Annotated in this window: 13 protein-coding genes and 1 riboswitch; of the genes, 12 read left to right on the top strand and 1 reads right to left on the bottom strand. The window is 75.4% G+C overall.

Translation table 11 applies throughout. From position 1 onward, the window contains the following. The 5 genes from CUT83_RS13440 (at position 1) to CUT83_RS13420 (ending at position 4,887) form a co-directional block, all read left to right on the top strand. A complete protein-coding gene (locus CUT83_RS13440; protein WP_101256069.1) occupies positions 1-354 on the top strand; it encodes a rhodanese-like domain-containing protein in 354 nt (117 codons plus the stop codon). A 126-nt stretch (positions 355-480) separates the two neighbouring features. Continuing rightward, a complete protein-coding gene (locus tag CUT83_RS13435) occupies positions 481-930 on the top strand; it encodes a thioredoxin family protein (RefSeq protein ID WP_101256068.1) in 450 nt (149 codons plus the stop codon). Positions 931-1,058: 128 nt separating this feature from the next. After that, positions 1,059-2,345, top strand: coding sequence for a S8 family serine peptidase (locus CUT83_RS13430; RefSeq protein ID WP_101256067.1), 1,287 nt, complete (start codon positions 1,059-1,061; stop codon positions 2,343-2,345). Then, on the top strand, positions 2,342-3,328 hold the full coding sequence (trxB, locus tag CUT83_RS13425; protein WP_101256066.1) for a thioredoxin-disulfide reductase: 987 nt from the start codon (positions 2,342-2,344) through the stop codon (positions 3,326-3,328). Before CUT83_RS13430 ends, trxB begins: the two co-directional genes overlap by 4 nt. A gap of 140 nt (positions 3,329-3,468) precedes the next feature. Then, positions 3,469-4,887 (top strand): helix-turn-helix domain-containing protein, encoded by a 1,419-nt coding sequence (locus tag CUT83_RS13420; RefSeq protein WP_101256065.1) that lies wholly within the window; start codon positions 3,469-3,471, stop codon positions 4,885-4,887. A gap of 49 nt (positions 4,888-4,936) precedes the next feature. Here CUT83_RS13420 and CUT83_RS13415 read toward each other — a convergent pair whose 3' ends face one another. After that, the gene (locus tag CUT83_RS13415; RefSeq protein ID WP_101256064.1) at positions 4,937-6,130 is read right to left on the bottom strand and encodes an MFS transporter; all 1,194 of its coding nucleotides are present in this window, start codon (positions 6,128-6,130) and stop codon (positions 4,937-4,939) included. Positions 6,131-6,188: 58 nt separating this feature from the next. Here CUT83_RS13415 and CUT83_RS13410 point away from each other — a divergent pair, with 58 nt between their 5' ends. The 7 genes from CUT83_RS13410 (at position 6,189) to CUT83_RS13380 (ending at position 12,761) form a co-directional block, all read left to right on the top strand. Continuing rightward, positions 6,189-7,493: an ROK family transcriptional regulator gene (locus CUT83_RS13410; protein ID WP_101256063.1), complete on the top strand. Its 1,305-nt coding sequence runs from the start codon at positions 6,189-6,191 to the stop codon at positions 7,491-7,493. 151 nt (positions 7,494-7,644) lie between these two features. Beyond that, a riboswitch (FMN riboswitch) is annotated at positions 7,645-7,775 on the top strand. A gap of 159 nt (positions 7,776-7,934) precedes the next feature. Next, the gene (gene ribD / locus CUT83_RS13405; RefSeq protein ID WP_338104319.1) at positions 7,935-9,116 is read left to right on the top strand and encodes a bifunctional diaminohydroxyphosphoribosylaminopyrimidine deaminase/5-amino-6-(5-phosphoribosylamino)uracil reductase RibD; all 1,182 of its coding nucleotides are present in this window, start codon (positions 7,935-7,937) and stop codon (positions 9,114-9,116) included. Further along, positions 9,117-9,797, top strand: a complete 681-nt coding sequence (locus CUT83_RS13400; RefSeq protein WP_101256062.1) for a riboflavin synthase — start codon at positions 9,117-9,119, stop codon at positions 9,795-9,797. It begins immediately after the preceding gene. Further along, positions 9,794-10,483, top strand: coding sequence for a nicotinamide mononucleotide transporter family protein (locus CUT83_RS13395; protein WP_101256061.1), 690 nt, complete (start codon positions 9,794-9,796; stop codon positions 10,481-10,483). Before CUT83_RS13400 ends, CUT83_RS13395 begins: the two co-directional genes overlap by 4 nt. After that, complete coding sequence (ribA, locus tag CUT83_RS13390; RefSeq protein WP_101256060.1) at positions 10,480-11,886, top strand: GTP cyclohydrolase II; 1,407 nt, start codon at positions 10,480-10,482, stop codon at positions 11,884-11,886. Before CUT83_RS13395 ends, ribA begins: the two co-directional genes overlap by 4 nt. Before the next feature lie 82 nt (positions 11,887-11,968). Beyond that, positions 11,969-12,454: a 6,7-dimethyl-8-ribityllumazine synthase gene (gene ribH, locus CUT83_RS13385; protein ID WP_101256059.1), complete on the top strand. Its 486-nt coding sequence runs from the start codon at positions 11,969-11,971 to the stop codon at positions 12,452-12,454. A gap of 34 nt (positions 12,455-12,488) precedes the next feature. Further along, positions 12,489-12,761: a phosphoribosyl-ATP diphosphatase gene (locus tag CUT83_RS13380; RefSeq protein ID WP_093656614.1), complete on the top strand. Its 273-nt coding sequence runs from the start codon at positions 12,489-12,491 to the stop codon at positions 12,759-12,761. Positions 12,762-12,895: the final 134 nt, after the last annotated feature.

The raw sequence follows: 12,895 nt of genomic DNA, 5'->3' as shown, positions 1-12,895 counted from the left end.
GTGCTACCCCTGGTGAAGAGGGACGAACTGAAGGCCGGGATGGACGCCGGGAAGACCGTCGTGGTCGACACGATGCCGGCGGCCTACTACGAACGCGAGCACCTGCCCGGCGCGGTGAACATCCCCGGGTTCCCCTACGAGGACGCGCAGCGGTTCACCGACGAACTCGCGCCCGCCGTACTGCCGGACCGCACCGTCCCCATCGTCGTGTACTGCGCGAACGTGCCGTGCCGCAACAGCGAACTCGTCGGCGCCCGTCTGGTGGCGCTCGGCTACACGGACGTGCGCAAGTACCGCGAGGGGATCGAGGACTGGGTCGCCCACGGCCTGCCCACGGAGACCTCCGCGGCCTGAACGCTGGCCCGGGCCCCGTTCCCCACCGGGACCCGTCCACCCCCCATCTGTGCGGCGGCTTCCAGCCGCCGTGCACGTCCCACCCCGCTCCACCCCGCGCTCCACCCCACGAGAAGGAGATGGATCATGATTCGCAGACTGGCCGCCGCGGCGGCCGCCGCCGCGCTGCTGTTCACGGGCGCGGCCGCGCAGGCCGCCGCGGCTCCCGCCGCCCCGGAGGCGACGGCGGCCCGGGCATCCGCCGCCAGCATCCCCGGCGTCGTCGACGTGACCCCGGCCAACTACGCCCAGGTCATGGAGTGGTCGTACACCAAGCCCGTGGTGCTCGACTTCACCGCATCCTGGTGCTACTGGTGCCAGCGGCAGAAGCCGTACCTCCAGAAGTACAACACCGAGGACAACGGCGCCTGGATCTGGGCGCGCGTCGACGTCGACCGCAACCCCGACCTGTCGCGGAGCTACGGAGTCCGCGGCATCCCGGCTCTGCTCAACATCCAAGACGGCCGGGAGGCCGGCAGCCGCATGGTCGGCTACGACGGGCCGACCTCGCTGCGCATCTGGCTGAACAACCTGTGACGCCCCCGCGTGCCGGCCGCCGCGGCGGCCGGCACGCTCCCTCGCCCTCCGGCGGCGCGGAGTGTGCGCCCGTCCTCCACTCTCGCGGGTCAGCTCCCCGCGACCGTAAGCGAAAGGCCCGACCCCCCATGAAGAGATCCCTGCCGAGGGCCGCCGTGGCGGTGGCCGCCGCGGTCGGTGCGGCACTGTCCCTGCCGGCCGCCGGCCCGGTGGCCCTCGCGGCCCCGGCCGACCGGCCCTCCTCCGCGTCCTTTGCCCCCTCCACGCCGGCCGTCCACATCATCCAGGTCCACGACACGGAGGCGACACGGGAGGCGGTCACCGAACGGGCCCGGCAGCTGACCGCCGACCACGGGGGCGAACTGCGCCGGGTGTACTACGCGGCCTCGCAGGCGTTCTCCGTCTCGCTGACCGAGGAGCAGCTGGCCGGCTACTACAGGGACACCCGCGTCAGCTCCATCACCGGCGACCGCCTCTACCGGGTCGCCGGACGGCAGCACGGGGGTGCGGTGTCCGCCGCCGGCGGCGGCGTCCAGATATGGCCGCCCTCCTGGGGCCTGGACCGCATCGACCAGCGGGACCTGCCGCTGAACGGCGTCCACGCCTTCCACGGCACCGGAGCCGGGACGCATGTGTACGTCGTCGACACCGGAGTCCGCACCGGCCACGGGGAGTTCGCGGGCCGGGCGCGCGGCGCGTACGACGCGATCACCCCGGGGCCGGGCGGCGGCGGCGACTGCCACGGGCACGGCACCGCGACGGCGGCCATCGCGGCCGGACGGTGGACCGGTGTCGCCAAGGGCGCCACGGTGGAGTCGGTGCGCGCCCTCGGCTGCGACGGCACCGGGACGATGGAGCACATCATGTCCGCCGTCGACTGGATCACCGCCAACGCCCGGCGGCCCGCGGTGGTCAACCTGGGCTTCTCCGGCGAGCCCGGATCGGTGCTCGACCTCCAGCTCTACGAGATGACGCGGAAGGGGATCGCGTACACCGCCGCCGCCGGAAACGGCGACGGGGCCGGAAACGGGACCGAGTCCTGCGAGACCACCCCGGGCCGGCAGACCACCGCCATCACCGTGGCCGCCACCGACCGCGACGACAGCCGTCCCGCCTGGTCCAACCACGGTTACTGCGTACACCTGTTCGCGCCCGGAACCGGCATCACCACGGCCGGCTCCCGGGGCGACCGCCACTACACCGGACTCTCCGGCACCTCCGCCGCCACCGCCCATGTGACCGGCGCCGCGGCGGTCCACCTGGCCGAGCACCCCGGGGCGACCCCCGAGGAACTGGACGAGGCGCTCGCCGAAGCCGCCACCGGGGGCCGGGTGCGCGACGCGGGACCGGACTCCCGCAACCTGCTGCTGTACACGGGCCGGCCCGAGGGCACGGACGGGCGGGGCGACCGGTGAGCGCCGGGATCCGGGAGGTCGTCGTCATCGGATCCGGCCCCGCCGGCTACACCGCCGCCCTCTACGCCGCCCGCGCCGCGCTGCGCCCGCTGGTCTTCTGCGGCCGGGCCCTCATCGGCGGATCGCTGGCGACCACCACCGAGGTGGAGAACTACCCGGGCTTCCCCGAGGGCGTGCAGGGACCGGACCTGATGGACGCCATGCGCGCGCAGGCCGGACGGTTCGGCGCCGAACTGGTCGACGAGGACGTCGCCGCCGTCGACCTGGCGGGGGAGGTCAAACAGATCACCGACGGCGCGGGCCGGCGGCACCGGGCGCGGACGGTGATCGTCGCCACCGGGTCGGGCTACCGCAAACTCGGCCTGGAGCGCGAGGACGAGCTGTCCGGACGGGGGGTGTCCTGGTGCGCCACCTGCGACGGGTTCTTCTTCCGCGGCCACGACGTCGCCGTGGTCGGCGGCGGCGACACCGCTCTGGAGGAGGCCACCTTCCTGAGCCGGTACGCCCGCTCGGTCACCGTCGTCCACCGCCGCGGCGCCCTGCGGGCCTCCAAGGCGATGCAGCGGCGGGCCTTCGCCGACCCCAAGGTCACCTTCGCCTTCGAACGCGAGGTGACGGCCCTGCACGGCGACACCGGCCTGACCGGCGTCACACTGCGGGACACGGTCACCGGGGCCACGGAGGAGACGTCGGTGACGGGGCTGTTCGTCGCGATCGGCCACGATCCGCGCAGTGAGCTGGTCACCGGTCAGCTCGCCCTCGACGAGGCCGGGTACGTGCTGGTGGACGCCCCGTCCACCCGTACCGGAGTGCCGGGGGTGTTCGCGGCCGGGGACGTGGTCGACCACACCTACCGCCAGGCCGTCACGGCGGCCGGCAGCGGATGCGCGGCCGCCCTGGACGCCGAGCGGTACCTGGCGGCGCTCCGCGACGAGACCGCCGGTCGAGCCCGGCAGCGGTCCGGGACGACCGCGGTGCCCTGAGACGGCGCCCCGCGCCCCTGGCCGGGCGCGGGGCGGTTCCGGCCGGGGGCCGTGCGCGCTAAAATCCCCGGCCCAGCGCGCGGGCGGCGGGGCGGACATCACCCCGTCTCCCCCCCTCCCCGCGGCGCTCAGGAGGTCCGGTGGACGACGGCGAGACACCGAAGCGCACACCCCCGTCCCGCGTCCCGGAGCCGTGGGCCGAGTTCGGCGGCAGGCTGCGCCACTGGCGGCGGAGTCTGGGACTGACGCAGGCCCAGCTCGGTGCCCGGGTCGGCTACGACCACAGCGCGATCAGCAAACTGGAGAGCGGCGTACGTCAGCCGCTGCCCCCGCTGGTACGCCGCCTGGACGAGATTCTGGGAGCGGGCGGTGAACTGGTGGCCGTCTGGACGGCGGTGGCCGAGGCGCGCTCCTGCGCCCCGGCCGCCGGCGTGCTCCGGGCGGCCCCGCTGCCCGGGGAGGGCGCGGCGCGCGGCACCGGACCGGCGGTGCCGGACGGACTGGTATGGCCCTCGCGCCTGCCCAGCTACGCCATGACGTGTCCGCTGCACGGCGGGGAGGGCTGCGCGGTGCCGCCCCTGGAGGAGGCGTCCGCGCTCCACGGAGCCTTCCGTGCCCCCGGGGCCCCACCGGGCGCCGGCGCCGACACCGTGCACGTCCTGGCCGGCCTGCTGGCGGTGTACGAGCGGGCCGGTGACGAGCGGCCCTCGCCCACACTGGCCGCGGAGGTCGAGCACACCCTGCACGCGATCGTGCGGCGGCTGGAGACGGCCGGCTGCCGGGAACCGGCGAGGCGGGCACTGCTCCGCCTCGCCGCGGCCTACGCGGAGCTCGCGGGCGAGCTGCGGATGCTGCACGGTCAGAACGGGCTGGCGATGGCCTGGTTCGACAAGGGGGTCCGCTGGGCGGCCGCGTGCGGGGACAGCTCGATGCGGGTCGCCCTGCTCATCGACATGAGCACGCTGGCGAAGCTGGAGAACGACGCCCCCTCGGCGCTGGCCTACGCGCGCGCGATCAGGGAGGCGGCCCCCGGCCGCCACTGGGCGGCCACCATGGCCCATCTGTGCGAGGCCCGCGGTCACACGCTCGGCGGCGACATACGGCAGTGCCTGCGGCACATCGCCCTCGCCCGGGACGGCCTGGACCGCTTCGGGGAGCGGGACACCGCGGAGGTGCCCTGGCTGGCGACCTTCCCCGGGCCGGTGCGGGTGGAGTCCGGTGCCGCCGGGGCGCTGCGCGACATCGCCGCCATGACCTCGGACAGGTCGGCCGCCCGTCTCGCCGTCGAGGCGGCGCGGACGTCGCTGGACCGTCTGGGACCGCGTACGCGCCCCACACGGCTGCTGTTCACACTGCGGCTGGCCGACGGACACGCCTGCGCCGGAGACCTGGAGGCCGCGATGGCCGTGGCCGGGCCGGTACTGGCGGAGGCCTCCGCCGCGTCCAGCGTGATGGTCGGCCGGGAGTTGCGGGGGCTGCGGGACAGGCTGGCGGCCCGGTGGAGCGGCCGGCCCGAGGTGGACGATCTGACCGCCCGTCTCACGGACGGCTTTTCCTGACCGCCCGCCCGTCCGTGCCCGCCGCCCGTCCGTGCCGCTTCGGTCGGCCTCAGCGCAGTTCGGCCCGCGCCTCCCCGGCGCTCTGGGCGACGACGTCGCCCCGGCGCGGGGCGCCCAGCACTCCGGCGGCCAGGACGAGGACGGCGGTGGCGGCGGTGACCAGGGCGAACGACGCCCGCAGCGAGACCAGTTCGGCGAGCAGACCGATGACGGTCGGCGCGGCCAGCCCGGTGGTGTAGGTGATGGTGGCGACGCCGGCGATGGCCTGCCCGGGAGCCGGGCCGCTGTGCCCGGCGGCGGCGAAGGCCAGCGGCACCACCACGGCGATCCCGATGCCCAGGAGGGCGAACCCGGCGACGCCCGCCACCGGGCCGGGCGCGGTCACCACCAGCGCTCCGCCCACGGTGGCCAGGACGCCGCTGATCCGCACCGTGCGCACCGGGCCGATACGGCGCACGGCGGCGTCGCCGGCCAGACGGGCGGCGGCCATGGTGCAGGCGAACGCGGTGTAGCTCGCGGCCGCGACCGTCGCCGACGCGCCGGTGACGTCCCGGAGGTAGACACCGGACCAGTCCATCGAGGCACCCTCGGCGAGCACCGCGCACATGCCCACCGCACCGATCAGCAGGGCCGAACGCGGCGGCAGTGCGAAGCGCGGCGGCGCCTTCTGCCCCGGTGCGGGACGTACGTCCAGCAGGCCGCGGCAGGCCGCCGGAACGGCCGCGGCCAGGGCGGCGGCGGCCAGCGCGAGGTGGATCCGGGCGTCCAGACCGAGGTGGACGGCGCCCACGCCGGCCGCCGAGCCCAGCAGCGCGCCCACGCTCCACATGCCGTGCAGCCCGGACATGATCGAGCGGCCGTGACGCTGCTCCACCTCCACCCCCTGGGCGTTCATGGCCACATCCGCCATCCCGGCGGCGGCGCCCAGGACGAGGAACGCGGCGCAGAGCACGGCCAGGTGGGGGGAGAGGGCGGGCAGGGCGAGCGAGGCGCACCACAGGGCGAGCAGGGCGCGTACGGCCGCCCGTCCGCCGTGGCGGTGCATGACGCGCCCGGCCAGCGGCATGGCGAGCGAGGCGCCGATCGCGGGGAAGGCCAGGGCGAGCCCCAGCTGACCGTTGCTCAGGTCGAGCTGGTCCCGCAGCCAGGGGATGCGGGTGGTGAAACCGCCGGAGACCGCGCCGTGCAGGGCGAAGACCAGGGCGACCGAGCGCCGGGCCCGGCCGATGGAGGAGGAGGGCATGCGCGCAAACTATCAGGAAGGCTTCCTGAATGAAAAGGGAATCTGCGAGGATTCCCGCATGACCACGCCCCCACGGCCCGAGCCCGAAGCCCCCTTCCCCCCGGTCCGTCCCGCGCGCACCGCCTCGCCCCGCACGGCTCGCGCCATCAACGACCGGATCGCGCTGGAACTGCTGGTGGAGCACGGCCCCCTGACGGCCGGCCGGCTCAAGGAGCTGACCGGGCTGTCCCGCCCCAGCGTCGCCGACCTGCTGCGGCGCCTGGCCGAGGACGGGCTGGTCCGGGACGCCGGCGAGGCGGGGGAGACCCGCCGCGGGCCCAACGCCCGGCTGTACGGCCTCGTCGCCGACCGCGTCCATGTCGCGGCCGTCGACGTCCGCACCGGCGGCGTCTCCTTCGCCCTGGCCGACCTCGCGGGCGGCGCGGCCGGCGATGCGGAACTGCCCATGGAGGACGCCGAGGACGCCGAGGACGCCGAGGACGGTGGGGGCGGTGGGGGTGACAAGGGCGCCGCGGACCGCGGGGGCGACCCCGTGGAGCGGACGGTGACCGCCCTGCGGGAGGCGCTGCGCGAGGCAGGCGTCACCACGCTGCACACCGTCACCGTCGGCGCCCCCGGCATGATCGACCCGGCCACCGGAGCCCTCGGCCGCAGCACCACGCTGCCGGCCTGGCACGCCCGCGTCCCGGCCGTGATCCGCGAACGGCTGGGCGTCCCGGTGGTACTGGAGAACGAGGTGAACCTCGCGGGCATCGCCGAACACCGCCTCGGCGCGGCGCGCGGCCGCGACACCTTCGTCCTGCTCTGGCTGGGGCACGGAGTGGGAGCCGCCGTGATCCTGGACGGCGCACTGCGCCGCGGCGCCTCCGGAGGCACCGGCGAGGTCGGTTTCCTGCCGGTGCCGGGCACCGCCGGGCTGCCGTCGGCGACGGTCTGCGACGGCGGCTTCCACTCCCTGGCCGGCGCCGCGGCGGTGTGCGCACTGGCGCGCGAGCACGGCTTGCGGCCGCCGCGGCACACCCCCGGGGACGGCGTCCGCGCCGCGGAGGCGGTGGTCCGCGCCGCGGTGGCCGGCGAGGCGGGAACCGGCGCCGAGGCGTTCCTGGACGCGCTGGCCGAACGGATCGCCGTGGGCGCCGCCGCCGTCGCCTCGGTCCTCGACCCCGGCTGCGTGGTGCTCGGCGGCGAGGTGGGACGGGCCGGAGGGCGACCGCTCGCGGAACGGGTGGCCGGCCGTCTGGCCGGGATGTCCCCGCTGGCCACCGAGGTGCTGTGCGGCACGGTCGAGGGAAGCCCGGTGCTCGGCGGCGGCCTGGTGACGGCCCTGGACGCGGCGCGGCGGGAGCTGTTCAGCCCGCGGTGACGCGATGTGGACGGCTCCCGCCGCGGGCCCGGCGGAGCGGGCGGCCCGCGCGGGTACGGACCAGGGCGCCGGTGGCCGCTGTGAGCCGGTCCACAGGCCCTCTCTGGTGCCGTCCGATCCTGACGTGGCACACTGGCCGTGTACCAACGTCAAGCGCACTCCGGGGTCGGTGAAATTCCGAACCGGCGGTTACAGTCCGCGACCCGGCCGCTGCCAGCGGCCGGTTGACCAGGTGAAATTCCTGGACCGACGGTCAAAGTCCGGATGGGAGGCAGTGCGCGGCGGGCCGCGAGACGGCCGGTACGCCGCCGCAGGCGGATCCTCGGGCGCCCCGCCGGGCCCGGAGAATCCGGCCCGCGCCCCGGCGTCCCGTCCGCCCCGTGAGACCGCTCGTTTCCCGTACCGCCCCGGAGTCCGTGCCCGAAGAGGCAGGAGGACCCGGTGGCCACCGAAGCCGCAGCGCCCACCGCGCGGGAGCGCGAACGCGACGCCATGCGCCGCGCCGTCGCCCTCTCCGCCCGAGGCCTCGGCTCCACCAGCCCCAACCCCGTGGTCGGCTGCGTCGTCCTCGACGCCGCCGGGCGCGTCGCCGGCGAGGGCTGGCACCGGCGCGCCGGCGGCCCCCACGCCGAGGTCCACGCCCTCGCCGAGGCCGGCGAGGCGGCCCGCGGCGGCACCGCCGTCGTCACCCTGGAACCCTGCGACCACACCGGCCGCACCGGCCCGTGCAGCCGCGCCCTGATCGACGCCGGCGTCACCCGGGTGGTCTACGCCGTCGCCGACCCCACCCCCGACGCCCGCGGCGGCGCGGACACCCTGGCCGCCGCCGGGATCGACACCGAGGGCGGCCTCCTGGCCGAGGAGGCCGCCGAGGTCAACGCCCCCTGGCTGACCTCGGTGCGCCTGGGCCGCCCGTACGTGCGCTGGAAGTACGCCGCCACCCTCGACGGCCGTACCGCCGCCGCCGACGGCACCAGCCGCTGGATCACCTCCGGCGCCGCCCGCGCCGACGTCCACCGGCTGCGCGCCGAGGCCGACGCGGTGCTCGTCGGCTCCGGCACCGCCCGCGCCGACGACCCCCACCTCGCGGTGCGCGGCGTCCCCGGTGCCGTCCAGCCGCTGCGCGTCGTCGCCGACACCGGGGCCCGCGCCGTCCGGCCCGGCGCCCGTGTCCTGGACGGCGAGGCCCCCACTCTGATCGCCGTCGCCGACGACCTGCCGGACGCCGCCACCGCCCATCTCGACGGGCACGCCGAGGTGGTGCGGCTGCCGCGCGCCGCCGGAACAGGCGGCGGCCTGGACGTCGCCGCGCTGCTCGCGGCCCTCCACGACCGCGGTGTGCGGTCCGTGCTGCTGGAGGGCGGCGCCACCCTGGCCGCGGCCTTCGTCGCGGCCCGCGCCGTGGACCGGGTCACCGCCTACCTCGCCCCGGCCCTCGTGGGCGCCGGGCCCGCCGCCCTCGCCGACGCCGGAATCGCCACCATCGCCGATGTGTTGCGACTGACGGTGACCGCGGTCGACCGGATCGGGCCCGACCTGCGCGTCGACGCCGTACCCGCCACACCCGCCGTGTCCGCCGTGTCCGCTTCCGCCCCCGCCGTCCACCTGTCCAAGGAGTCCTGAGTGTTCACCGGAATCGTCGAAGAGCTGGGCGAGGTCGTCGCCGTCGAGGAACTGGCCGAGTCCAGCCGCTTCCGGCTACGGGGCCCGCTGGTGACCGAGGGGGCCAGGCACGGCGACTCCATCGCGGTCAACGGCGTCTGCCTGACCGTCGTGGACACCGCCGACGGCGAGTTCACCGCCGACGTCATGGCCGAGACCCTCAAGCGCTCCGGCCTCGGCGCCCTGTCCGCCGGCGACCGCGTCAACCTGGAGCGTCCCATGGCACTGGGCGGACGGCTGGGCGGCCACATCGTCCAGGGCCATGTGGACGGCACCGGCACCATCACCGAGCGCGTCCCCGGCGAGAACTGGGAGATCGTCAGGATCGCCGCCCCGGGCGGGCTCACCCGCTACATCGTGGAGAAGGGCTCGATCACGGTGGACGGCGTCAGCCTCACCGTCGTCGAGGCGGGCGAGGCGGACTTCACCGTCAGCCTCATCCCCACCACCCTCGCCCTGACCACACTGGGCGTGAAGGGCGTCGGCGACCCGGTCAACCTGGAGGTGGACGTCCTGGCCAAGTACGTCGAGCGGCTGCTCGGCCACCGCGCCGCAGCCGGAACGGCCGGCGTCGGAACGGCCGGCGTCGGAACGGCCGAAGCCGCCGCCGGAACCGCCGAGCCCGCAGAGGCCCTGCGATGAGCGCGCTGGAGTGGCTCGACACAGCCCTCAACGGCACCGCCTTCGAGGCGTTCGGCCAGAGCGTGAAGTGGTCCGACATGGTCGGCAACGTCATGGGCCTGATCGCTCTCGCCCTCGGCTGGCGCCGCTCCATCTGGACCTGGCCCGCGCAGTTCCTGGCCGGAGCCATCCTGGTCGCCGCCTACGCCTCCGCCCAGCTCTCGGGCGGCGTCGGCAAGCAGCTGCTGGTCATCGGCGTCGCCGTATGGGGCTGGTACCAGTGGCGGCGCGGCTCCTCGGCCTCCGCGGAGGAGCGCGGCAGCGCCGACGGCAGGATCACCGTACGGTTCGCCACCTGGCGCGAACGCGGATGGCTGCTGGCCGGAACGGCCGCCGGCACCCTCGCCGTCGGCGGACTGTTCACCCTCTACCCGCAGCTGTCCTGGAGCCCGTGGGCCGACGCCTACATCTTCGTCGGCACCCTGGCGGCGATGGTCGCCCAGGCCCGCGGATGGGTGGAGTTCTGGTTCGCCTGGCTGCTGGTGGACCTGGTCGGCGTCCCGCTCGCCTTCGGCAGCGGCCTGGCCTTCTCCGGCCTGGTCTACGTCATCTACTTCGTCCTCGTCCTGTGGGGCCTGCGCGACTGGTGGCTGCGCTCCCGCGCGAAGGCGGCGAACGACCCCGCTCTGGAAGGAGCCCCGGCATGACCGTGCTGCACACCTGGAACCCGCGCACCGCCGACCCCGAGGCATCGGCCGACGCGTTCGGCGATACGGCCTGCGACGCTCCGGCGCTGGACCCGGTCGAGCGCGCGATCGCCGACATCGCCGCCGGACGCCCGGTGGTGGTCGTCGACGACGAGGACCGCGAGAACGAGGGCGACCTCATCGTCGCGGCCGAGCTGATCACGCCCGAGATCGTCGCCTTCATGATGAGCGAGTGCCGCGGTCTGATCTGCACGCCGATGGAGGCCGGTGAGCTGGAGCGGCTGGAATTGCCGCAGATGGTCGGCGACAACACCGAGTCGATGGGCACCGCCTTCACCGTCTCCGTGGACGCCTCCGCCGCCCACGGCGTGACCACCGGCATCTCCGCCGCCGACCGCGCCACCACCATCCGGCTGCTGGCCGACCCGGCCCGCGGGGCCGGCGACTTCGTGCGCCCCGGCCATGTCTTCCCGCTGCGCGCCCGCCCCGGCGGCGTGCTGGAGCGCCCCGGCCACACCGAGGCCGGGGTCGACCTCGCCCGGCTGGCCGGACTGCGTCCCGCCGCCGCCATCGTGGAGATCGCGGGCGAGGACGGCACCATGCTGCGCCTGCCCGAGCTGGTGCCCTTCGCCCGCAAGCACGGTCTGGCGATCGTCTCCATCGAGGCGCTGATCGTCTACCGCCGCTCCCGTGAGCAGCCGGCCCCCGCCGTTCCCACGCCCGCATCCGCCCCCGCCGCCGTCCCCGCCCCCGTCCCCGTCACCCAGGGCCTCCCCGCAGTCCGCCGGGAGGCCGTCACCTCCCTGCCCACCGCCCACGGCGACTTCCGCGCCCACGGCTACCGCTCCACCGCCGACGGCGTGGAGCACATCGCCCTGGTCGCCGGGGACGTCGAGGGCGCCGAGAACGTCCTGGTGCGGGTGCACTCCGAGTGCCTGACCGGTGATGTGTTCGGCTCGCTGCGCTGCGACTGCGGCCCCCAGCTCCATGACTCCCTGCGCCGCGTGGCCGCCGAGGGCCGCGGCGTGGTGGTCTACCTGCGCGGACACGAGGGCCGGGGCATCGGCCTGCTGTCCAAGCTGCGCGCCTACCAGCTCCAGGAGGCGGGCCGCGACACCCTCGACGCCAACCTGGAGCTCGGTCTGCCCGCCGACGCCCGCGACTACGCCGCCGCCGCGCAGATGCTCACCGACCTCGGTGTGCGCTCCCTGCGGCTGATGACCAACAACCCCGACAAGACCGGCGCCCTCGCCCGGTACGGTCTGCGCGTCACCGGCCGCGAGCCGATGCCCGTCCAGGCGGGCGAGCACAATCTGCGCTACCTGCGCACCAAGCGGGACCGCATGGGGCACGATCTGCCCTGGCTGGAGGGGGAACCGGTTTCCGTCTGCGGCGGCCAGTGACACCGGCCCCACCGGACATCCCGGCCCGCCACCGAACCATCCGCCGAACGACCCACCGAACCACCCACCGACGAGGAGCAACGTGAGCGGCAAGGGCGCCCCCGAACTGACCGTCAAGAACTGCGGCGACCTGCGCGTGGCCGTGATCGCCGCGCAGTGGCACGAGAAGGTGATGGGCGGCCTGCTCGACGGAGCGCTGCGCGCCCTGGGCGAGCTGGGCATCGACGAGCCCACCGTGCTGCGCGTGCCCGGCAGTTTCGAGCTGCCCGTCGCCGCCAAGGTGCTGGCCGCCCGCGGCTACGACGCGGTCGTCGCGCTCGGCGTCGTCATCCGCGGCGGCACCCCGCACTTCGACTACGTCTGCCAGGGCGTCACCACAGGCCTCACCCAGGTCTCCGTGGAGACCGGCGTGCCCGTCGGCTTCGGCGTGCTGACCTGCGACACCGAGGAGCAGGCCCTGGACCGCGCCGGGCTGGAGGGATCCAGCGAGGACAAGGGCCACGAGGCGGTCACCGCCGCCGTCGCCACGGCCGCCGTCCTGCGCACCGTCGCCGAACCCTGGCGGTGAGCGGGCCCGCGACCGGCGTAGGGTAGGGGGCACCATGGCGAACAAGACATTCGAGGAGCTCTTCGGCGAGCTCCAGCAGAAGGCCGCCACCGGCGACCCCGCCACCTCCCGCACCGCCGAACTGGTGGCCGCGGGTGTCCACACCATCGGCAAGAAGGTCGTCGAGGAGGCCGCCGAGGTGTGGATGGCCGCGGAGCACGAGGGAGCCGAGCGCACCGCCGAGGAGATCTCCCAACTGCTGTACCACCTTCAGGTGATGATGGTCGCCCGGGGCATCGGCCTCGACGACGTATACGCTCACCTGTAGGAAGCGCCCCCTCGGACCCCCTCCGGCGCCGTCACCGCCGACCGCGCCTCCCCCCCCGGCACCACCCGCACCACTTTGCCCGCACGACCTCACCGCGCGCCGCTCGCACCGGCCCGAAGAAGCGAAGGAAGACC

This window comes from Streptomyces barkulensis (genome assembly GCF_002843305.1).
GTDB classification, from domain to species: Bacteria; Actinomycetota; Actinomycetes; order Streptomycetales; family Streptomycetaceae; genus Streptomyces; species Streptomyces barkulensis.
Note: the sequence above shows the minus strand (reverse complement) of the source record. Positions and strands in the feature narration are given on the sequence as shown.